The organism is Mucilaginibacter daejeonensis, from assembly GCF_020783335.1.
Classification (GTDB): Bacteria; Bacteroidota; Bacteroidia; order Sphingobacteriales; family Sphingobacteriaceae; genus Mucilaginibacter; species Mucilaginibacter daejeonensis.
Genome location: NZ_CP086068.1, coordinates 1,945,726 through 1,969,154, shown reverse-complemented (window position 1 = coordinate 1,969,154; position 23,429 = coordinate 1,945,726). Strand labels below are relative to the sequence as shown.

Below are 23,429 nucleotides of genomic sequence, written 5' to 3'. Positions count from 1 at the left end.
TTAAATGAATGTTAAAACCTGTCTCAGATCTGTGCTGATCTGTGGTATGCTGATCTTACTCACACACGCGCTTACCTTAGCTCAACTGGTCAAACCATCTAAGACCGGCTCTGTAATTTCGCCCCCGCCCCGTCACTCGGCCGATGGAGCCGATAAAGAAGAAAACGAAGAAGATGGCGAGATACTTATCAAAGTGAAGGCCGGAACAGCCAACGCTATTTTTGATGAGGCCTCTTACATCGATTATAAGGTAGACTTGAAAAGCACTTACCGTTTAAAGCAGGAAGGCAAATTCTCATACACTGTATCTACTGACGAGGGTAAACAGCTTTTTGAGGACTCGGTACATATAGCGCTTGGCCGCAGGGGTAGCAAAACAGTAAAGTTCAAACTTCCTCCTAACCCACCGGGGTTTTACCAACTGAGTATCCGCATGAATTTGACGGCTTATGATGATACGATCAAAAAGGTATTCGGCATAGCACCGTTCAAGATCGCGGCTCCTCAACACCGCCCGGCCGATTTCGACGCTTTTTGGAAAAAGAGCCGCCAAATGCTCGACAAGATACAACCCGACTATAAGGTGACCGAGCAAAAGAACCTTTCAACGCCCGAGATCAAGGTGTACTTGGTGGAGATGCGCTCATGGGGTAATGCCCTGATTAAGGGATGGCTCACTATACCGGTCAAAAAGGATAAATTCATCCCGATCAGGTATCGTGTGCCGGGGTATTTGGTAGAAATGAAACCAAGCATGATCGAGGATGACTTTGCGGTATTTCAGTTGAACGTAAGAGGTAATGGCAACAGCAAAGATGCGATCAACACTTTCGGTATTCAGTATAATAATTACCATTTAGAAAGTAAGGACAACTACATCTACCGTGCTGTTTATATGGACTGTTTACGTGGTGTGGACTTTTTGGCGAGCCACGGCTACCTGGGAATGGATGTGAACCGGATCGCTATTGACGGTGGTAGCCAGGGTGGTTGTTTGGCCGTAGTAACGGCAGCGTTAGATCAGCGTATCAAAGGTGTCACTACAGAGGTTCCCCTATATTCAGACCTGCGTGAAGCATCGGTGATCACCATGAAGGTACCGCCTAAGAATGAGACACCTGTTTGGCATCTGAATAACTTTGTTAAGCGAAGAGGCCGATCGGCCAGCATGGAGGAAATGTACCGCGTGTGGGATTATTACGACCCCATGCATTTTGCGCCCGATGTACAATGCCCCGTGCTGATGGGAATCGGTTTGATGGATGAATTATGCCCACCACGATGCAGCGTGGCGATGTTCAACCAACTGGGTACTTCACAGAAAGAACTATGGGTGAGCGCTGATAAGGCGCATGAGGTCGACCCTATCTATTACCGTCATCAGTATAGCTGGCTGCGCGAATTTTTCCTTCTCCCATGATCCTAAACCTTGACTCAATGAAAAAAAGTATTCTATTAGCCACCTCAGTTATCCTCTTTTCTTTTAGTACCGCGCAAGCTGGCTGGCCAATAGGTAAAAAGCACTTTATACTCTCAAGTTCGCTATCGCAATACATCGCTAAAAACCGCTGGGATCAGAACGGCAATTACCGCGAAGGAAATGGTCAAAGTTTCAATGCCACTACTTTTGGCGTCAACCTGGCTTATGGTATATCGAACAGATTGGATGTGAATATTGGCGTACCGGTCATCTATCAGCGCATCACTTATCCGGGTGGAGCGGTCAACAACACCAGTTTAGGCGATATGCAATTGGGCCTCACGTATAATCTTTTCAACTTCAATTACTCCAATTACATTTCTGTGTACACCGGCGCAATAATGCCCTTGTATACCAACACCAGTTCACGTTATATCGGCTTGGGTAACGCCGGGGGCACCGTCCACCTGTCTAACAGTGGTAGTTTGAGCAGCAAGACCTCTTACAACGTAGACCTGGGCTTTAGCCAATATGTAGGCACCGGTGCTCCGCAGCAATACCTGGCCGATGTATCACTTGGATATTCGCTTGATCGGTGGAACCAATTAGGCGTCAATGCAGGTGCAGGAAGGTCTATCAGCTCTGACAAACGATCGGTAAACAACCTACTGGCCAACCGTGATTTTAATTACGTGCGTGTAGCGGGCAATTATGGTCATTCTTTCAATAAAAGGATCAACCTCAACCTGTCGTTATTTTATACGGTTGCCGGCCGTAACACCGGCGAAGGATACGGCGCAGCGTTATCGCTGATGTACAAGTTGCCGTACCGATAGGTCAGGTTCGAAATGCCTGTGAATCGTTACTTAGTAAGCTGGAAACTTTGTGACATGGTACCAACATAATTAGCTTTTGCAAGGTCATCATAGGTCCAATGCCAAGCCGTTACGGTGACCGATATGGGGTATCGGCTACGCTTAGGGATAGCGGTGAACAATAACTTATCACCTTTAACGATGGCCGGACCGCTGTTGACAAAGTAGCTGACCGGCGAACCCGTTGTGCAATTAGCTCTAAGCTGAACCTCTTTTGAACGACCTGCATGCTGATCACCGATCAGTTCAAAGGAGATATTTGCGTTATCGTTCGGCGTAAGCTTTACCGCCAGGCGAATGCGAGCCGGCTGTACAGCGCGCCCGTGGTCATGATCACCGCTGTGACTGGCCATTAGCCAAATGTCGTTAAGGCTATACCGGTCGAAATCGATCTTGAAGAGGCCATCAGCCATCTGCCTGGCAGGTCCGCAGATCACGCTCAGCCTTATCCGTCCTTTAGCATGGCCTAATGAACGTCCAGCCCCTGGCAATTCCCGAGGTATGTGATCCAAAAAGACTGATCTGACTCCAAATGACATTCGATCTTTTTCCGGTTGAAATGCTAACGAGACATAAGGATCGCCGTTCAGATCAATGATCGTATCACGCTGCTTAAAACCGACCATTTGCATTTTACGCGCCTTACGGTCGCCTGCAAGGTTCATGGCAGTGCGAGCCATCTCCTCGTCAAAGAACCAGTAGGCGTTCTGACGGTTGCCCTTATATCGCAGGTAAGGCGCCGGCTTGAAACGGTCAGGGTCAAGTCCTTCGGTGTCGGTCAGCCAGCCCTTTTGCGGGTCGATGGGTAAAAGTTCATGAGCATTCTCTCCTTCTTTTTCCTTACTGGATCTGTATTTGCAAGCTTTCTCAATAAATTGCGCCATGAAATTTGATAGCTGGGTTGGCCAGTCCAGATGCCCGCCGCCAAGGTCGGTAGCCACTCCAACCAGGTTATTGGTATCCTTCTTTCGCAACGCTGTTACGCTACTGCGCATGTAAGGCCAAATGTAGTTGCGATCAAAGGGCTTGCCGTTCTTGGTCAAAGGCCACTCGTCATTTTCGCCAATGATGTAGCAAAATGGTATACCGGCTATGTTCGCATCATCTGGTATAGGCTGTCCCTTTACCGGAATGGCTGCTATAACGCGCTGAGGTAACCATGCACACAAGTTCCAGCAAAAAACACTATGCACCGAATGGTCGACGGGAATAAATGGCACTTTCGCTATCTCGCTATAGCCCGAGCTATCGGCCAAAGCTTTCAGCAATTGTAGGAATGCTTGCTTACCGGATACGGTCAGGTTAGCGTCGACACCCGTTGCCGAAGGTTCGATCAGCAGTATCCCTAGATCGTTTTTCGCAGCTGCTTTACGAATAATGGGGTCTTCGCACCAATGACGCTCCAACATGTTAGCGAATGACACGATCAAACCCCTCACCTGCTCGCACTTGGGCGGGATCCAAAGATATGCTTGTCGGGAACCTATGGGAGCGCTGTATTGATACACTGAAGATTCGGTATTTGATCGTGCTTGAGCATTGATCTGACCAGCGTAGAGGAAGCAAGATACCGCCAGAACCCAAAAGGCCCATTTTATGGTTAGCAAACCCAATTTACGCATAACGATATAGCCTTAAAGAACGAACGGCAGGCCACTTAGTGGTCCCGCCGTTCTTGCTAACTAAACTATTAAAAAAACGAACAAGAGACTATCTGTAGCCCGGGTTTTGCCCGATCGGTGCACCGTTATTTAGGTCGATGGAAGATTGCGGAATTGGCAACAGGTTGTTGTATTGCTGCACCGACGCCGCCGATTCAGGACTGCCAAAGCGCCGCGTACGATCGTACACTAATCCGAGACGAGCCAACGTCAATATTCTGAACTCCTCGCCAAATAATTCGCGGGCACGTTCATCTAAAATGTAATCGATGTTCACATCAGAGGCTGCAACAGGCGTTGCCTTAGCACGGCTACGCACCACGTTAAGATCCGCCGCTGCCGATGCAGCATCGTTTTTACCCAAGTATGCCTCAGCACGCAGAAAGTAGGTCTCAGGTAAGCGAATGATGTAAAAGTTACGCACATAGCCGGCGTCAGGCGTGGCGTTCACATGCTTATCGGTACCGAACTTGCTCCAGTTAGGATAAATGTAGATACAGGTATCATCACGGGTGGTCAGCAGGGCTTTGTTAGCCACCTGACCCGGGCGGCCCACGCTGGCTGGAATGTTAGGTCCATAGTAGTAAGTGCGTTTGATACAGGTCTCGCTATTGCGAATGTCGGTACCTGAATTACGCCAAATGGTGTAGTTGGTGTAATTGGTAGGACGAACGTAAGCCACACCCCTACCGGTAGAGTCCACCGCGGTACCATTGTAACCGAACTTGGTTTGTCCGTACCAACTGCACCACATCATGCGCTCGATCAGCGGACGGGTAGAGAACGTTACCCCGCCCGGGATAGCACCACCTGTAGCGGTAACAGCGAATTGTGCGGTCCAGATGCTCTCTCGGTTACCGGTCTGGTAGTTTTGGTTACCCATCACGAACAGGTCATAGTAGTAATTTTTATCGGCTTCAGATGCACGGGTGCCAAAGCGGGCGTTCACCAGCGAGTAAGCACCATCAGTACCGTTAATGATACGAGTAGTGGCAGCTATAGCACCGTCATAATCCTTCAAACTGATGTCAACTTCGGCCAGTATATGGTCGGCTGCGGCACGTACCACACGGCCAGGCTGGGTGGTGGTCAAAGGCAGGTTAGCAGCGGCAAAGGTCAGGTCGGCCTGCGCGAATTTATACACATCGGCGCGTGCGTTACGGGTAAAGTCGTTACGTGGTGCGGTGACCGGTGCTTCCAGGATCGGCACATCGCCAAAAACATTGGCCAGGTTACGGTACGCAAAACCACGAAAGAAACGTGCCTCGGCGATCGTAGCGTTCTTTTGTGCATCATTTTGCCAGGTAACTGCAGGGTTGGCCGCACCGGCAATGATCGTGTTAGCGATCTTGATGATGATGTATTGCCAGTTGAACCAATCGCCCGAGTAGTTATCGGTACCGTTCACAATGCTCCAGTTGTTGTACTTGGAGGTTACGTCGCGTGGGTCAAAACAAACATCGGTACCCAGGCCCAATAACCAGCCGTCTTTCGGTCCATCGGCCGAATTATAGAAGCGCTGTACGTAGGTGTAGAACGATGCGCTCATTAATTGGAACTGCGCAGGATTAAGCAAGGAATTGCTGCTGTTCAGGTTATCTTTCTGGGTCTCCTCCAAAAAGTCGGTATCTTTTTTACACGACGCCGTAACAAGTACTACAGCGGCCGTGATCATGGTTAGTATCAGTTTATACGTTCTCATGTTGTGTATAATTAAAAGCCAGCATTTAAACCAAAAGTGATCGCCCTTAATATCGGTGTCGACTGGTTGACCGACGTGTTGGTCGACCCACCGTTACCACCGATCTGCGCGCCGTTCGCCGGATCCAGACCGATCCACTTAGTGGCCGTGAACAGGTTGGTTCCGCTCACATAAAGCTTCAGGTTCGATACTTTGATACGGTCCAGCATCTTTTTAGGGAATAGGTAGCTGAACGCTAAGTTCTGTAACCTGGCGAACGTGCGCTCCTGGTAAAAGCCGTAACCCAACGGGTTGTTGTAGTTGGCGCGTGGATACTCGTTGTTAGGGTTCGTGGGCGTCCAGTATGGAAGATTCAACCAGTTACCGATCTGCACCGCACCTGGGTTAAGGCTTCTTAAGTTGGTCGACATGTAAAAGTTATCCTTACCCCCACCAATGATCGCGTTGATACTGAAGTACAACTGAAAATTTTTGTAGGTCAGTGTATTCGACAAGTTCATGTTGTAGTTCTCTTTGCTGTAACCGATCACCGAACGGTCGGCTGAGGTGATCTTGCCATCGCCGTTGATGTCTTTGAACTTCACGTCGCCTGGTACAACACCTGTGTTGGCAGCGATGTAAGCAGCATCACTGGTCTGCACGATACCATCCACAGTGTAATCATATATCGCACCTAACGATTTACCTATGAACAGGCTGTTACCGGTGTCATCGTTCTCTTTGCCAGTAGCCGGATTGATGATACCAGTTAATTTAACCAGTTTGTTGCGGTTAAGCCAGAACGCAAAGCCCGACTCCCAACGGAAACCGCCTGGAGTGCTCATGTTCACGGAGTTCAAAGAGACCTCGATGCCTTTATTGTTCACCTGGCCAATGTTGGTCAGGGCGCTTGGGAAACCATTCACCGGGCTCAGGGCCAGGGTGTACAGCAGGTCAGTGGTCTTGCTACGATACACATCGATGGTACCGCTCAAACGATTCTTCAACACCGAGAAATCTAGTGCTAAGTTAACGGCCGCTGTCTTCTCCCAGGTCAGGTTCTGATTACCCAGTTGCGATGGGAAGCTGTACTGATAAGAAGTGCCCCCGAATACGGTGTAACCCGGCGAAGGGTAGTTGGCCGAACCAACAGTAGTAGCAACGGTGGCTTGAGTAGCATAAGGCGACACACCCTGATTACCGGTCTGGCCGTATGAGGCACGTATCTTCAGGTTATTCAACCAGCTCACGTTCTTCATGAACTCCTCTTCGGTAGGCACCCATGCGATCGACGCACCAGGGAAGTTACCGAACTTTTTGCCCGGCGCGAACGCCGAGTAACCGCCCCTGTTAAAGCTTACCTGGCCATAATATTTACCTTTGTAATTGTAGCTTAAACGACCGATGTAGGCAATGTTAGATACCTGCAGATAACGGCTCGTTACACGCTGTGTGGTGGCACTTTGAAGGCCATAATAACCTAACACGGTACTACCGAACGCTCCGTAGTCATTACCGTTGCCTATCAAGGTCTCGGTCACGGTATTATCGCGGGTGTAACCCACTAACGCATCTATTTGATGGCCGCTGAAGTTGCGGGTGTAGCTTAACAGGTTATCAAAAAGGTAAGTGGTAGTGGTGGCTGATGTTTTGTTACCGTAAGCCCTTGACAGGAACTGCGTAGGGTTAGCGATATCAGACGCCAGCAAGGTGTTCACCTCATATTGCTCGTGGTGAAAGTTAGCGATATTGACAGTAGAGCGCTCGCCGTTCACGTTCAGGCGGTATGATAAGCCTTTAACGAACGGGAACTTAACGGTCACAAAACCGGTACCACGTATGCTGCTATATTTTTCCATATTATCATCCACCGAACCTAATGTACTGGTGCTTGGGTTGCCCCAGTAAGGGTTGTAGTTGGATGCTAAACCTTCAGGGTAGCGTTGCAGCAGGTCTGGCCTGTTATCAGCGTACTTGTAGCTGTATGGAGACAAATAAGTGGCCATGTACAGATCGGAAGGGATACCCGAGTAATCTCTGGATGAGTAGTAACCATTCACACCTACTGTAAGCCAATCTGTGATATTGTTATCCACCTTCAGGGTGATGTTGGGCTTGCTGAACTTGTCGTTATAAAGCACACCTTTTTGGTTGATGTACCCGGCCGAGAAGTAGTAATTCGTCTTCTCCGAACGGCCTGACACGCTAACATCATAACTTTGGATGGGTGCCGGCTGCTGAATATCTTCCAACCAGTTGATGGTCTGTCCGCTATTGATGGCGCGAAGGATGTATGGCGTTTGACCGAAAACGGAATTGATGTCGGTAGCTGCTCCCCTTGCTGCGGCAAGGTCGCGGCGCCATTGAATGTAGTCGTCGCCCTGGCGCATTTTAGGTACGCGGGTCCAGCTTTGGCGGCCATAGTAAGCGTTGAAATTGATCAGCGGTTTATCGCTGCGGCCACGTTTGGTGGTGATGGAGATCACGCCATTTTGTGAACGGGAACCGTAGATCGATGTCGATGCCGCATCTTTCAGTACGTCGTAAGTAGCGATATCGTTCATGTTGATCTGGTTCAGATCACCGTTAAAGATCACCCCATCTAATAAGATGAGCGGGTTGGTATTTGCACTGATGGAATTTTGACCACGCACCAGGATGTTAGGTGTAACACCTGCACCGGTTGACGGGCCTACGTTAACGCCGGGAGTACCTTGAATGGCCTCCAGTGCGTTCACGTAAGGTACGCTTTCCTTGGGCCCACCCTCGATCTTTACCGAAGCGATGGAACCCGTAAGATCCTTTCGTTTTTGTGTGCCGTAACCTACCACTACCACATCGGTCAGTTGCCTGTTCGAGGCGGTAAGTTTGACATTGACCGTACTTTGACCGCCGATATTAACGGTGTTGGCCGTGTAACCGGTGTAAGTAAAGGTCAGGCTGCCCTTGGGGTCGGCGTTCACGGTGAACATACCGTTCAGGTCGGTAGCTGCGGCGCCACCTGCCGAGGCTTTTACGGTAACGCCAATGAGCGCTTCTCCGGTGGCGGCGTCGGTCACCTTACCCTTTACAGGCATGGTTTGCGCCCGCGACCGGACGCTTAATAAGCTGATCATTAAGATCAGTGCACATGAAAACAGTGCTCTTGTTATCCTTAATTCAGAAGGATAACATGATAATGGTCTGGTTCTCTTCATACGCGTCGGTGTTAGGGTTCATTATTTAGGTTTATAATTAGTGGTTAATAAGCATCTCGGTACGGTATCGCTGCGCTGCGGCTGCAATGATCTGCTGCAACTCCGTGAACTTCTCCTCCAGGCGTTCGGTGAGCCTTAACTGCGCACGGGCGCGTTGTAAATTATGGTCAGGGAAACGGATCTTAAAATATTTGTCGCCATCCAGGTGGTCGGTCAAAAAGCGTAAGCCTACGATAAAGGGTAGCAGTAAAGCTCCCAGCGCCAGCGAGCTGATCTCCGCCTCGGTCAACGCTTTGGCAGTATCTTGTAAAAAGCCCTGAGTGAATGCCTCAAAAAGCTCCAGGTCAACATCGATCTTTGACAAATCGGCCTCGTCCTCAGCGGCGGTGTTGACTATGGTACGTATCGCATCGCCAAAGTCATACGCAATGTAGCCCGGCATCACCGTATCCAGATCGATCACACATTGCGCCTGATCATTCTTGTCTAACAGCACGTTATTGAACTTGGTATCGTTGTGAGTGATGCGTAAAGGCAATTCGCCACGGCGGCCCATATTCATTATAGCTGCCATTTGCTCCCTCCTGGCGTTCACCATCTTGATCTCCTTAGTTGCACCCTCAGCACGGCCCATCGCGTTGGCCGAGAGTGCCTGATCAAAGTTCTTGAACCGCCATTCGATGTTATGAAAATCAGCGATCGTTTCACCAAGCAGGTTAGCATCAAGGTCGGTCAGCATTGACTGGAATTTGCCAAACCCCTTCCCCCCTTCGCAGGCTTGCCTGGCTGTGGTCACCTGGTCATAGGATAGAGTGTCTTTAATGAAGAGGTACATACGCCAGTAGACACCATCCTCGTCCATATAAAAATATTGATCATCCTTTGTAGTGATCAGCGTCAGCACTTCCTGATCTGCATTGGCGCCTGGTACCTGTTGCAGTTTTTGACGAATATGACCAGTGACGATCCTGATATTATTAATAAGCAGGGGCACATCTTTAAAAACGTAAGAATTGATGCATTGCAGCAAGTGGTCCGGCTTATCTGTATCGACGTTCACTACCCGATACGTATCGTTGATATGGCCTGAACCATAAGCGTATATGTTTGCCACCTGACCACTGATCTTAAAATGGCCGGTAACTTTTTTTAACGTATCAACGGAACGTAACGGTGCTTGCATACAACGATAGCGATTAGATATAAAATAAAGTGTTCGTAAAGATATGGGAATAACTGTGTGCGCAAACAAATATATAAAAACAATTTGTGTGCGCACACAAATTTAAAATTTATTTATATTTTTGGATACGATACGCTGAGTACGAATATTTATAAGGCCAGGATGCTCGCAATGCGCTGAAGGCCACCTACCACACTCATGCTACTCGCCAATTATATTCTATATATTAACACCTGCGATCAAGTACCTGACCATGAAGAGAACCTTACTCCTGCTTTTAGTATGTGCCACCACACATGCGTTCAGTCAAAATGATGAGGATAAAAAGAAACATGCCATCGATGTAGACGCCATACGAGAGACACAGCTTACCGGCGATGTTGGCTTAAGGCCCACCAAGATGTCCTATCCGGCCGACGCCGCAAGCGTAAAGCGCTTCTTAGGCAAATTCCCAGGTAAAAAGTACCTGACGTTCCCTGAGGACAGGTCCAATTCGATCCGCCTGCTTGATTCATTGCCCAAACCCTGGCTGAACCGCAGCGCAGCACAGCTTACCAGCTTTGAAGGCACCGCCCGCCCGGGTGAGTACTACGTGTTCCAGATCGGTGTATACGCGGTGGGCCAGCCCCTGCACCGCCTCGGCACCGATTTTAGCGGTGTTACCGACGCGGCCAAGCGTAAGATCACTGATGTGACCTGCTTTAACACTGAGGGCGTAGACTTTAAATTAAGAAACTATAAAAAGAAGCTTGAAGTAGCCGCAAACCACGTACAACCGCTTTGGTTCGGCGTTCAGCTACCTGATAACGCCAGTGGCGACCTAAAAGGCGTGGTGGTGATCAAAGCCACCGGCTTGCCTTCAACGGCGGTCAACATTAACATTCATGTTAAAGGCAGCAAGATAGCTGATCACGGCTTTGATAGTGAGGTAGGCCTGTCGAGACTAGCCTGGTTGAACACCCGCATCGGCAGCGATAACGACATTACCAATGGATATCAACAAGTAGAGCGTACCGATAACTATATCAAGATACTCGGTCGCGACATCACCTTAGGTGCCGATGGCTTGCCGCAGAACATCAGCAGTTATTTTGACCACAACAATGCCTATATTATGCCTAAGGCCGAGCCTATCTTGTCGAACAAGTTCAGGTTCGTGGTACAAAAAGATGGTAAACAGCTACCTTTTACTACCAGTGCCATACGTTACCAGGATGCGCTGCCGGGCGGCACCCGCTGGACCACAACGCTCAGCAACCCTAATGTGAACATCGTGGTAAAAGGATCAGCCGAATTTGATGGCTTTATGGGTTATCAACTGGATGTCACGCCTGTAAAGGACATACCGGTCGACGATATTTACCTGGAATTGCCCATGACCAAAGACAAATCGCTCTATATGATGGGCCTCGATAAAGAAGGTGGCTATCGTCCGGCCAAATGGAACTGGAAATGGGATGTGATCAACAAAGACCAGGACGAAGTTTGGATGGGAGGCGTGAACGGCGGCTTGAAGATCAAGTTCAAAGGAGCTAACTTTAAGCGTCAGTTGGTCAACATATACTATGAGTTCAGCCCGATCAACGAACCCGAATCATGGGGCAACGGTAAAAAGGGCGGCATCGATATCACTTCCACGTCGGCCGATCAGGGTGCCTTATTAAAAGCGTATTCAGGTCAGCGCATATTGCGCAAGGGTCAAACCTATCACTTTGATTTCGACCTATCGATCACCCCTTTCAAGACCATTAATAAGATCATTCAATTTGGCGATCGTTACTACCACACCGATGTTGATACGGTGAAGCATTTTATCTCTTCGGCGATCGAGCACGGTGCTAACATCATCAATATCCATCATAAAAAGGACATTTACCCGTACCTCGATTACCCTTTTATGGATGAGAACACTCCTGACCTAAAGGCCTTCATTGATAGTAGCCATGCCCATCGTCTTAAGACCAAGATTTACTACACCACACGCGAGATATCAGTAAATACCAAAGAGATATGGGCCATGCGCAGCCTAGGTACCGAGATCATTATGCCGGGCCCAGGTTCAGAAGCGCGAACATTGGTGAACCCAAAAGGCGTACACCCATGGCTGAAACAGAACTTTAAAGACAATTTTATACCGGGTTGGGTAGCCACCTTTACCCACGGCAAATACAAGGGCCGCCAAGATCTGGCGGTGTTGACCTCGCCCGATAGCCGTATCAACAATTTCTATTTAGGTGGATTGGATTGGATGTGTCGTAATCTGAACATCGATGGCTTGTACCTTGATGACCTGGCGCTTGACCGTGAGACCATGAAGCGCACCCGTAAGATCCTCGACCGCGAGCGGCCGGGTTCGCGCATTGATATGCACAGTTGGAACCACTACAATCAATACGGCAAGTACGCGTCATCGTTAAACGTTTACATGGAGCAACTGCCTTACATTGACCAGATCTGGATCGGGGAAGCACGCAACTACGACCTGGCACCTGACTACTGGCTGGTCGAGATCAGCGGTATTCCCTTTGGACTCACCTCGCAAATGCTGAACAAAGGTGGTAATATGTGGCGCGGCATGAATTATGGCATCACCAACCGTTTGGGCTGGTTCCGGTCGCGCACACCTGAGCACATGTGGAAGTTTTGGGATGAACACCAGATCGAGAAGAAGGACATGATCGGTTTTTGGAATCCTACTTGCCCCGTACGTGCCGACAACAGCGAAGCCGCGGTGACCATTTACAAAAGCAAGGATAAGGTGCTGATATCGGTAGCCAATTACTCAGACAAAGCGCAAAAGACCCGCCTCAACATCAATTGGGCCGCATTGGGCATGACACCTGATGGTGTAAAAGCCACTATACCGGCTATAACCGATTTCCAGGACCAAAAGAACATTGACCTGCAAAAAGAACTTACGCTGGAACCAGCAAAGGGTTACATGATCGTGGTTGAACGCAAATAACGACCGGCTGATGAGATATACTTTTTTTAACGTTATAGCACGACCGGCAATTGCGGCGCTTTTGCTGATCAGCGCACATGCAAAAGCCCAATCGGCAAATCAGATATATGTATCGACTTCGGGCTCGCCAAGTGCTTCAGGCACCTCAAATGACCCCGTGAGCTCTATAGAGAAAGCGATCAGCCTGGCATCGGCCAAAGCTGCCGGAAGCAAAAAGATAGAGATAGTTGTTCGCGGCGGCTCTTATCATGTGGAGCGCTCGGTCGAGCTGTTAGAAGGCAAGAACTGGAACTCTACCACTGCCTTGATCATCAAAGCTTACAGAAAGGACCTGGTGACGCTGCACGGCGGCAGAACTGTGCCTGCGGATATGATTAAAGCCGTGAGCGATAAAGGTTTTTATACACGTTTTCAACCGGAATTTCGGGACAAGATCAGGCAGATCGACCTGAAGGCGTTGAACATCGACCCTGGGAAACTACGCCCGGTCGGCTTCGGGCGGCCATTCGGTCCGTCATGGATGGAAGTATTTTTTAACAGTAACCCGGGCGTGATCGCCCGCTGGCCTAACAAGGGCACCGTTCCTATCGATTCGGTGATCAACCCCGACAGTTTGAAGTTAAAGAACTACACCAAGGTGATACCCGAAGCCGCTTTTGAAAGCCTTCCTGAAGGTAAAGGCATGGTAGCCATTCGCCCTTGGACAGATACCCTGAAAAATCCTAAACCCGATGTGGCCAAACGTGTGGGAACGTTCTTCTATGATGACCCGCGCCCATCCAAATGGAAGGAGCCAAAAAAGGCCTGGCTAACGGGTTTCTTTATGTGGGGATACGCCGATGACGCGGTACCGGTGGACAAGGTGGATACCATACGCCGCATCATCACCACCGCCATGACCACCCGTTACGGCTTTGCCAGTGGTAAACCGTGGAGGGCTTATTACGCCTACAACATTCCCGAAGAAATAGATGTACCGGGTGAATATTACGTGGACTCCGCCTCGCATACGCTCTACTTTTTACCGCCTAAAGACCTCAAGACGGTAGACATATCCATCAACGAGGCTCCACTGATGGAATTGAACGGTGTGAAGAATGTGCGTATCGAAAATATCCGGTTCGCTACCAGCCGCGGAATGGGCATTTACATGGAGCAGACCGACCATGTGCGCATTGATGGCTGCACCTTTTACAACCTTGGCATGATGGGCGTATTCATGGGCCGCGGCATGGAGCCCAGCAAGGACGAAAAGACACCCACGCCGATATCGCGTGTATGGGGCGATATCCCGGCTTATAACTACGAGAATCCTACGTTCGACAGCAAGGCCGGTACCGATAACGGCATCCTGAATTGTGTGCTGTATAATACTGGTGCAGGCGGCTTTTACATTCAGGGCGGCGACCGTTTGACGCTTACCCCCGCCAACAATTTTGTTAAGAATTGCCAGCTGCATGATTTTGACCGCATTGAGAAGACCTATCGCCCCGGCATCTACATCGCCGGTGTGGGTAACAGCATATCCAATTGCGAGATATTTAACAGTCCATCGGTCGGGATTTATATACACGGCAACAACCACGTGATCGAGTATAACGATATCCATCATACTACTTTGGAAGTGGATGATATGGGCGCGGTGTATATCGGCCGTGACCCGTCTGAACGTGGGAATGCGGTTCGCTATAACTTCTTCCACAACGTGGGCGGCATGAACAAGACCATGGCCATTTACAACGATGACGGCGCCTGTGGTATGGATGTGATCGGTAATATATTTTACCGGGCCGGGCAGGTATCGGGCTTTATTGGCGGCGGGCAGGATAACCGCTACATCAACAACATCTTCCTGAACAACCGCTATGCCATGCACATCGACCGCCGGTTGAACAACTGGGCCAAAGGTGTGGTAAAACGCGGTGGACTCTTCGAGAAACGCCTGAATGCTGTTAATTACCTACAGCCGCCCTACTCTACGGCCTACCCACAACTGAAGAACTACTTTGACCAAGGACCAACCTCGCCACAACGAAACCTTTTTTACATGAACGTGATGGTGAACATTGAGCATAAGGTCGAGGGCGACACAACGCTGCTACACGTTGATAAGCGAAACTTTGAGACCATAGGTGACCCAGGCTTCAAGGACTACCGCAAACTGGACTTCCGCCTGAAAAAGAATTCGATCATTTATAATGAATTACCCGGTTTTGTAGCACCACCGTTAGACAAAATGGGCTACCGAAAAGAACGCGTTGAACGTTAATTGATAGCCGGCCATGTCTGGATCACAAACCCTCATCGTACCATTACTTGATCAGCTTGCATGGGATGGATCCATCAATGATGTTTCTGCTATGCTCGACCTATTACCCCGGCATAGCATAACATCAGCACCATGGCACGATAGTCTCAAAAAGCCCGATTGCGCCTTTGCGATCGGGCATCAGCATGATCGGTTGTTGCTCAAATACTACGTGCAGGAAAGCCATGTATTGGCCCGCTTCACAAAGCCTAACAGTTTTGTTCACAAGGATTCGTGCGTGGAGTTCTTCATCTCATTTGATGACGACGAAACCTATTACAACCTCGAGTTCAATTGCCTGGGCACCTGTTACATGGCCTACGGCAAACCCGGTGGTGAGCGCAAGGTAGCACCGGTTGAATTGATCAGGAAGATCAGCTCAAATATAATGCTGAAAGGTAGCGATGGTCGGATGAATTGGGAACTGACATTGGATATTCCTGTTGATGTTTTCTTTGCGCACAAGTCGTCAAACCTGTTTTCATCAACAGCGCGTGGAAACTTTTATAAGTGTGGCGATGAATTACCTGAGCCGCATTACCTCAGCTGGAATCCGATCAACTGGCCTACGCCCAATTTCCACTTGCCCCAATTTTTTGGGCACATCAAATTTGGCGCAACTCAGGATCAGTTGGTATCCTCGTCCAAGTAGTAGTTCAAATTCTCTTTGGTGATGATATCTAACGGCAGGAACTTTACTGGTGCTACCTCTTTTTTGAACACCAAGTGTTCTACCAGTTGATTTATGCCCCAATACCCCTGTCCCCTTGGGTTTTGATTGATCAGGAAGCTGATGGTGCCCTTGTTCAGGTAATACAAGTTCTGCGGAAGCAGATCATACCCAACGATGTTCACATCGGGCAAATGGCGTTGCTCCAGGTGTTTAGCGATCTCGTGCGCCTTGGAGGTGGTCACGAACACCGAACGAATGTTAGGTTCACTTTCAAATACCTCATTCAGCTTTTGCCTGAACGAATTGATATCGGCACGGTTCAGTTCGGCCTTTACGATGGGATAACGGTCGGCCAGGTCATTATGCAGGAAGAAGTTGCGCAGGCCCTGCTCCTTTTTCAATAAGTGAGCTGCGTTGCTGATCTCCTCGTCGATGTGCACGATCAATACCGATGAGGGCTGCTTAGCGCCATAATGGATCAGTTTACCTGCCAAATAACCGCTCTGGTAAGAATCCTGCCCGATATAACTCAACGGATCGAACTCGGCGATCTGCGTGTTGAAAAGCACGAAAGGAATATTCTCATTGCGCCATGCCTCAAAAAAAGGCAATACCTCGCGGTAGAATATGGGCGACAGCAAGATGCCATCCGGGTTGGCGGCGGTCACCTCTTTGGCTGCCTTAACAAATGACTTGGCATCGAAAGGATCAAATTGGTATTGATGCACCTGTATGCCAAATTTGCCCAGATCTTTTTCGGCTTTTTCAATGCCGCTTTTAGGAGCCAGCCAGTATGAATCAAACGAGTGGTCAGGGATCAGCGCGGCCAGGTGATAGGTCTTATTAGATCCCAGCGCGCGGGCAATGTAGTTAGGCTCATATTTCATCTCGCTGATGATCTTGAGCACCTTCTCTTTTACCTTCTCGTTCACATTGCCGCGGTTGTGCAAAACCCTGTCTACCGTACCGGTGGATACGTTGGCTTTTAAAGCGATATCTTTGATCCTGATATTTACTTTCATAGAGTTTGCGCGGGTATTGATGCAGGTGTCAAAATTACACTAAAACCGTCATCCTAACAAATTCCTGTAGCCAGGCTCTGTAATGATAAGGGCTCGAGTACATCTCTGAACATGATCAACGGTGCAAGATCATCGTTATAGTTTAAGGTAAGCTTAAGCGGTCGCCCTCCGGCCACGCATACCATAATATAGGTTAAATAAGTAACACGGGATCAGCAGCAGGTAAGCCACCTGGTTATTGGTGCTTCTGGCCAGCCAGCCATATACTAACGGCAGTATGGCACCACCGGCTATACCCATGATCAGGATGGCGGCGCCACGGTTCAACCTGGCACCATGCAAACCTTTCAATGCTTGTGGCCAGATTGCAGGCCATAACAGTGCGTTGGACATACCCAAAAGTGCCACACAAGCCACCGACCCAATACCAGGTACAAAGAGCACGGCCAGCGATATTACCATCCCTAAGCTTGACGAATACAGGTAAGCTTTCTCTTGCGATACCATGCGCGGGATCGCGAACGCGCCGAACAGGTAACCGATCACCGTACAGGCCAAGGTGAATGATGTGAGGCTTTTCGCCACATCGAGGTTGAGGCCATGGTATAACCCGTAATTGCCGATCGTGTCGCCGGCAAGTACTTCCAGCCCGACCACGCAAAATATAGCGATGAAACCTAACAGTAGGTCGGTGTTACCACTTTTGACCGGTGCGGTCGCCGACCCATCTTCCACCTCTACTGATGGTGGTTTGATCTCGGGCAAATGGGCGAACTTGATGCAGTAAGCAATGATCAGTAGGATAGCCGTCAGAGCTGTGTAAGGCATGATCACCATACGGGCCAATTCATCTAACCGGGCCACCTTCTCATCCGGACTGTACGCCGCCAGTTCTTTGATCAGATCGCCCGAGTTGTTAAGGATGATCGCACCCAATATCAATGGCGCCAGCACGCCCGCCAGCTTGTTACAAATACCCATGATACTGATGCGCTGGGCAGCTTTGTTGGCAGGGCCTAATAAAGTGATGTATGGGTTCACGGCCGTTTGCAGCAAGGTCATACCTGCACCACCTACAAATAACCCGAGTAAGAACAAGGGATAAAAACGCAGCAAAGCCGCCGGTATGAACAACGAACAACCAACGGCCATGACCACCAAGCCTATCCGCATACCGGTGATCATTCCCGTGCGTTCGAGCAATTTACTCGAGGGAATGGCCATTACGGTGTATGAAATATAAAAAGCGAAGGTGACCAGGTAGGCCTGCCATTCTTCCAACTCGCAGGCGATGCGCAGATAGGGGATCAGCGTTCCGTTGACCCAGGTAATAAAGCCAAAAATAAAGAAGAAGGCGCCAATGATGCAGATCTGCCTCACATAGCTGTTATTGATCTGGGGGGTAGTAATGGTCTCGTTGCTTTGTAACATGATAGTCGGTCGGGTCACAGGTTAGCGTACCTGTATTTCAAAAGCTTCATCATATGAGCGTTCAGCTCCCATTGGTCGCTGAGCGGTGTATCGGTAAAAGGAGTTAGATGCATGTAAGGCCACGGACCGAATTCAGGCGTGATCGTGAACTGTGCATATCCCTCCTGCTTTCGTAATTTAAGCACTTTATCCCAAATTTTCAAATGGGCGTTCAACACTTCCTCCCATTCCGGTGAGCGCGGGTCAGGCACTTGGGGACCGTTCTTGTACCCTACACGGGCATGAATGTGATCAGTATGTTGTATAGCCAATTCAACGGCGGGTGCTTGATCAGCCAAATAGCTTTCAGCCACGCAGAACCAGTGAGAGATATCAAGCGTTAATCGCAGCCATGGTGATCTTTGCAGATAAGGTACGGTCAGGTGTGCCGCAAAACTGAACTTGCCACGATGTGTCTCGTGAATGATGCTAACGCCTGTTTCCTTGCTGATCCGACGTGCCAGTTCGAGCAGATCGATGTTCTGTTCAAAACTGAAAATGTCTCGGCCTGTATGGGAGGTAATGAACAGCGGTCTGGCAGCTGCCATCATGCGCAACCGCTGTTCAAATTCCGTAATATGCTGACCAGCGTCAGGCGTCACGGTATCCCAATGCTGCCCGATCCATTGCAGGTCATGGTCGGCAATAGCCATTAACAGTTCTTTGGCTTCTACCTCATCGTCAGGAAGACTGGTCTCGATACCATCGTAACCGGCATCCTTCACCTTTTGGCATAGCTCCGCAGGTGGCAAGTGCTCCATCCCCCAACGCGAACAAAAATATAATATCTTCACCGTCTCAAAGTGCTGTCGGCATCGGCTTAAACCTCTGCAGGATCAAATACCACAGGGTAGAATTGTCCCTGTATCTTCTCTCCTTTAGGGATGTGTGGCGTACCCGGCATCAGTTCTTTGTCTGAATTGGTGATGGTACCATCGGCAAATACGTTGAGCACATAGGCGCGACGCGGACGGGCCGAACGGTTCTCGTATGACCCATGTACCAACAACGGATGGTGGAAGGTTCCATAGCCCCGTTTCAATTCGATCGGGACAGGTTTGAACTGGGCCTTTTGCTCGTCGGTCAAGAATTCCATCAGGCCTTCCATATCGCCGGCCAGTTCAGGTTTGTCTAATAGCCCCCAGCGGTGGCTGCCCGGCACGTAATACATGCAACCGTTCTCGGTGGTGGCATCATCGAGCCCTACCCAAGAGGTCAAATGCTGTATAGGCCCTGTGCGGGTCCAGTAAGAGTAATCCTGGTGCCAGGCCACTACGCCGCCATGATTGGCCGGCTTGCAAAACAACTGATCATGCCAAAAGCGCACCGCCTTATTGCCCAGTAACTGGCTGGCAGCCATCACAAAGGCCGGGTTCCACAAAATGTCGTGAAACGGCGCCGTGATACGCCAGGCACCAAGCGCATGGAATAGTACCGAATCCTTATCTGTAGAAGCATTGGAGAAGAACTGGTAGAAAAGCGAATGATCCGGGTGCTCAGGGTCGGCAATAGCGGCCAGGTCCTCGTTAAGCTTATCTACCTGCCACTCTTCTAAAAATTTGATGTTGGCCAGGTAGCCGTTCTCATTAAAAAAGTCCACCTGCTCCTGGGTAAGTCGGTATGGCTCCCACTCTTCGGGGGTTGAAGGCCATTTAAAAAAGTCAGACACCAAACCATGGTGTAGTGACAGGTCCACTGATCGATGTTCAGCCATTTGATTATATTTTTAATGATCGGTTACAAATTAATTTCGATGGCGGCAGGCATATTGATCCAATTCCGGTCGTACATCTTTTTGATAAAAGCAAAGCTTCGGTCCTCAAATAGGATCTCGTAAGGCAATGGTATCCGCTTTGGGACTTCTTCCCGCCCAATAGCGTTCAAGCCATCCTGATCACCTTTTACAAAAGCCTCCGTCCACCGCCCAGCCAGGTCTTGAGGATCTTGCGATTGCCAGTTGGCCAACAGCTCCTGAGCCTGTGCTGTGCGCTGCTGCTGTAATAATAGGTAGAGAGCGGCAGTATCATTTGCGCTATATGGTGTATCGGGATGTTGATCCCGGTAGCTGATGATGCTTTCGATAAGCTCACTTGTATCCCCTTCGCGACCATCTTGCCGGATGCACAAAAATGCCATCAGGTCCTCTAAACGCTCGTCAACCTCATACGGCCGGCCTATGCCCATATGTTCGGGCCAAATACGGGCCTGGTCGATGTAGTGGAGTGCCTGCTCCCAGTTTTGCTCGTCCATAGCCTTTATCGCCGCATTGAGGTGTGTTTCGCGCCACACTTTACGCCCGTCCGAAGCGCCCTCGTTAGGCAGTACCTTTAAGCGGTTCATGAGGTCAATGCCTTGCTCGTATTGTCCTGTGTGCATCAGGCAGGCCGCATGGTGCAGTCCCAAATAGTAATTTTCAGGGTCAGCCCGATGACCGGCACTTACCACCTTCACCGCTTCAGCCCACCGGCCATGGTCGGCCAGGAATCTTGATAGTGCCAAGACCGCCCGATGATCAGTGCCCGCTAATACCAAGGCTCTGCGCAGGTCAGCCTCGCAGGCGGCGGGGTTAGCCTCATGCCGCAACTCCGCCCGCACCAGATATAATACGTAATTATCAGGCCCATTGCCGAACGCTAAAAGCAGTTCCAGCGCCTCATCCTTCCGCAGCATTTGGACATAAGCCAACGCGAGGTAGTAATTCAGCTTCCACGATCGTTCACGCCCAACAGCCCATTCCAACACCCTCACATCCTCCTGCCGGTGCGGAAAAACGAACGATGGGTCCATATCGACAGCTTCACGCAACAACTGATCTGCTTGCTGGGCCGACCGTTGTAAGGCCGCAACATAGGCTTTCCACAAGGTGATCATCACATACCCTGGCGACAGCGACAGCACCTCCATACAATTCTTATACAACTGCAGATCCAGATAGAAAGCGGCGAGTTCGAGGTATGTTTCGTGTGGTAATTCACTGGTTATGCCCTGTTTGAAAGCTGATGCATCTGTCTCTCCTAAAAGGTACTGTTCAAAGCGCGTCACGTGGTCAAGCGGGTAAGCGTGTAATTGCTTATCGACAGCTTCTAATGCCTCGTCTACTTTTCCTTGCAAGCGAGCGACCACTACCTTCAATTGAATGGCTTGCTGGTTGTTGACATTATACTCCAGCGATCTATCAAGATACGATAAAGCTTTTTTAAACTGCTTCTCACGGACCTGTAGCTTGGCCAACTCGGTGTAAGCAGCCGTCCGGTATTCCACCGAGCGACATGCGATCGAAAAGCCATCCTTGGCATCGGCTATATCACCTGTAATGGCGTTCACTATGCCGTGCAAATAGTTGGCCTGCGGGTGATAGGTATCTATGGAAAGCGCGGTGAGCAGTAGTTCCTGCGCCTCAGTATAAAGGCACCGCCTGATATAGATACCGGCCATACCGGTCAGCGCGTCGGGGTAATAGCGATCTTTTTCGAGGCAGACATGGTAGGCTTTCACTGCGCGTTCGTAAAAACGCTGGCGCTCCCACTCTTTGGCTTGCGTATATAACTCATGAACCGAATGTTGATCAACATCAGCAGGTGCATGTGACGGACGCTTTAATGGTCGATGCACCGTTAGTCCGTCATACAGCAACTCATCGTTAAAATATAGGCAAATGTCTTTGGCGCCGCCTTTAGGCAAAGTTAGATCTTCGCGTTGAAGGGTATCGAGTTCGATATGCCTTTGAACCAAGACATCCTGTCCTGCCGCGACCCTGATCTCGCCTGATAATGGTTGGTTAGCCACCAGTTGAAGCACCGACGGCTGGGCCGACCCATCTATATAGAACGAAAATGTACTACTGCCATACGTAAACCCATCAATACCGCTCACCGGGAACCAATGCTCATCCCAATGGTCATGAACATACGGTGTGAAAGAGCCATGCTTGAACGGCGTGCGACTGCTGGCCGATATGCTTTGGTTGAACATACGGCCCGATTGCACCTCCGTATATTGTCCATCATTATCGGTAAGCAGATCCTCCCAGATCATGCCATAGCGCGACAACCCCCAGATCCAAATCTTTTTGCCTGGCTTGTCGTCATAGGCCGACGAAGTACCAAAGCCGAACCGGTCGTTGTGCCAGTAACATCCCCAGAAATCAGAATAAGCACCAAAAATGTGATACGACCGGTATTCGGCAAAATCATTGCGGTCGTACCAGGAGATCTGCCTTCCTTGTTCATCCACAGGCCAGCTTAATGCCTTGCCATCATGACCGATGCGCTGGTTGCCGGGGTTAACGTATTCCAGGTCACCGGCAGCTTTTACGCCGATGTTGTTCCATTGATAATAAGACTGCTCCAACCGGCTGTTGTTGTACCACATGGTACGCGTGGTAAAGTAAGCCGTATCGCCCGGCAACAGGATCTCGACCATCCAATTGGTGCGCGATGGCCAGTCGGTAGCACCAATAAAACAACTTACACTGCCATCAGCGTTCTCACGAATAAAGTGATCCACCGGGGCCGAACAGGACGGCGCATGACCGATGATCCCGATATTGAACTCCATTCCGCCTGAGGTCCACGGACCGCGCATAGCCACGTCCCTGAATTTAGCTACATGGTTAAAGTAAATGAAATCTTTCCCCGTACGCTTTTCTATAGCGCCCCAGATCTTGCCGCCTACGGAGGGGTTCACCCAAAGCTTGATGTGGTCGTTCTCCAGCACGATCATTTCCCAATCCTGCATCGTGCCCTTGTCGGTGTAACCGTCAAAACGGTTGTACGGGTACAGCCTACCGAACTCGGGCACAGGGCTCGGGTCCGAAAAAGGGTAGGTCAACAGCGGCACTATCTCCTTTTTAATGGTAGCTGACTTAAGGGAACTGTTCATAAAATACAGGGCTCGAGAACAAGTGGTTCAACGGTCGGTTCGATGTTCTCTTCCCAAACCTAATGAACGAATATCATCAATCCAAATTTATTT

At 49.7% G+C, this 23,429-nt stretch carries 14 protein-coding genes; 5 read left to right on the top strand and 9 right to left on the bottom strand.

Annotation, left to right across the window (positions count from 1 at the left end):
- Positions 1-4 precede the first annotated feature (4 nt).
- Both LLH06_RS08395 and LLH06_RS08390 read left to right on the top strand, forming a co-directional pair.
- Positions 5-1,420: an acetylxylan esterase gene (locus tag LLH06_RS08395; RefSeq protein WP_228172847.1), complete on the top strand. Its 1,416-nt coding sequence runs from the start codon at positions 5-7 to the stop codon at positions 1,418-1,420.
- Between the two features lie 17 nt (positions 1,421-1,437).
- Positions 1,438-2,256, top strand: a complete 819-nt coding sequence (locus LLH06_RS08390) for a transporter family protein (protein WP_228172846.1) — start codon at positions 1,438-1,440, stop codon at positions 2,254-2,256.
- Between the two features lie 26 nt (positions 2,257-2,282).
- Here the strand turns inward: LLH06_RS08390 and LLH06_RS08385 are convergent, their stop codons facing one another.
- The 4 genes from LLH06_RS08385 to LLH06_RS08370 form a co-directional block, all read right to left on the bottom strand.
- Positions 2,283-3,719: a hypothetical protein gene (locus tag LLH06_RS08385; protein WP_228172844.1), complete on the bottom strand. Its 1,437-nt coding sequence runs from the start codon at positions 3,717-3,719 to the stop codon at positions 2,283-2,285.
- A gap of 286 nt (positions 3,720-4,005) precedes the next feature.
- Positions 4,006-5,658 carry a RagB/SusD family nutrient uptake outer membrane protein gene (locus LLH06_RS08380; protein WP_228172843.1) on the bottom strand — a complete coding sequence of 551 codons (1,653 nt, stop codon included), beginning with the start codon at positions 5,656-5,658 and terminating at the stop codon, positions 4,006-4,008.
- An 11-nt stretch (positions 5,659-5,669) separates the two neighbouring features.
- Positions 5,670-8,753, bottom strand: a complete 3,084-nt coding sequence (locus LLH06_RS08375; RefSeq protein ID WP_228172842.1) for a SusC/RagA family TonB-linked outer membrane protein — start codon at positions 8,751-8,753, stop codon at positions 5,670-5,672.
- A 118-nt stretch (positions 8,754-8,871) separates the two neighbouring features.
- Complete coding sequence (locus LLH06_RS08370; RefSeq protein WP_228172840.1) at positions 8,872-10,017, bottom strand: phosphotransferase enzyme family protein; 1,146 nt, start codon at positions 10,015-10,017, stop codon at positions 8,872-8,874.
- Between the two features lie 253 nt (positions 10,018-10,270).
- Between LLH06_RS08370 and LLH06_RS08365 the strand changes: the two genes are divergently transcribed.
- Genes LLH06_RS08365 through LLH06_RS08355 form a run of 3 tightly spaced genes read left to right on the top strand, consistent with a single transcriptional unit; the run spans position 10,271 to position 15,942 of the window.
- The gene (locus LLH06_RS08365) at positions 10,271-12,982 is read left to right on the top strand and encodes a glycoside hydrolase domain-containing protein (protein WP_228172839.1); all 2,712 of its coding nucleotides are present in this window, start codon (positions 10,271-10,273) and stop codon (positions 12,980-12,982) included.
- A 10-nt stretch (positions 12,983-12,992) separates the two neighbouring features.
- Entirely contained in the window at positions 12,993-15,251 is a 2,259-nt protein-coding gene (locus tag LLH06_RS08360) for a right-handed parallel beta-helix repeat-containing protein (protein ID WP_228172838.1), read from the top strand.
- A 13-nt stretch (positions 15,252-15,264) separates the two neighbouring features.
- Positions 15,265-15,942, top strand: a complete 678-nt coding sequence (locus tag LLH06_RS08355) for a carbohydrate-binding family 9-like protein (RefSeq protein ID WP_228172837.1) — start codon at positions 15,265-15,267, stop codon at positions 15,940-15,942.
- Here the strand turns inward: LLH06_RS08355 and LLH06_RS08350 are convergent.
- From LLH06_RS08350 to LLH06_RS08330, 5 genes are all read right to left on the bottom strand, one after another.
- The gene (locus tag LLH06_RS08350; protein ID WP_228172836.1) at positions 15,918-16,985 is read right to left on the bottom strand and encodes a substrate-binding domain-containing protein; all 1,068 of its coding nucleotides are present in this window, start codon (positions 16,983-16,985) and stop codon (positions 15,918-15,920) included. The two genes, LLH06_RS08355 and LLH06_RS08350, sit on opposite strands and share 25 nt — an antisense overlap.
- A 153-nt stretch (positions 16,986-17,138) precedes the next feature.
- Complete coding sequence (locus tag LLH06_RS08345) at positions 17,139-18,416, bottom strand: sugar MFS transporter (protein ID WP_228172835.1); 1,278 nt, start codon at positions 18,414-18,416, stop codon at positions 17,139-17,141.
- Between the two features lie 14 nt (positions 18,417-18,430).
- Entirely contained in the window at positions 18,431-19,249 is an 819-nt protein-coding gene (locus LLH06_RS08340; RefSeq protein WP_228172834.1) for a sugar phosphate isomerase/epimerase family protein, read from the bottom strand.
- Between the two features lie 26 nt (positions 19,250-19,275).
- Positions 19,276-20,169 (bottom strand): phytanoyl-CoA dioxygenase family protein, encoded by an 894-nt coding sequence (locus tag LLH06_RS08335; RefSeq protein ID WP_228172832.1) that lies wholly within the window; start codon positions 20,167-20,169, stop codon positions 19,276-19,278.
- A 23-nt stretch (positions 20,170-20,192) separates the two neighbouring features.
- The gene (locus tag LLH06_RS08330) at positions 20,193-23,336 is read right to left on the bottom strand and encodes a DUF5107 domain-containing protein (protein ID WP_228172830.1); all 3,144 of its coding nucleotides are present in this window, start codon (positions 23,334-23,336) and stop codon (positions 20,193-20,195) included.
- Positions 23,337-23,429 lie beyond the last annotated feature (93 nt).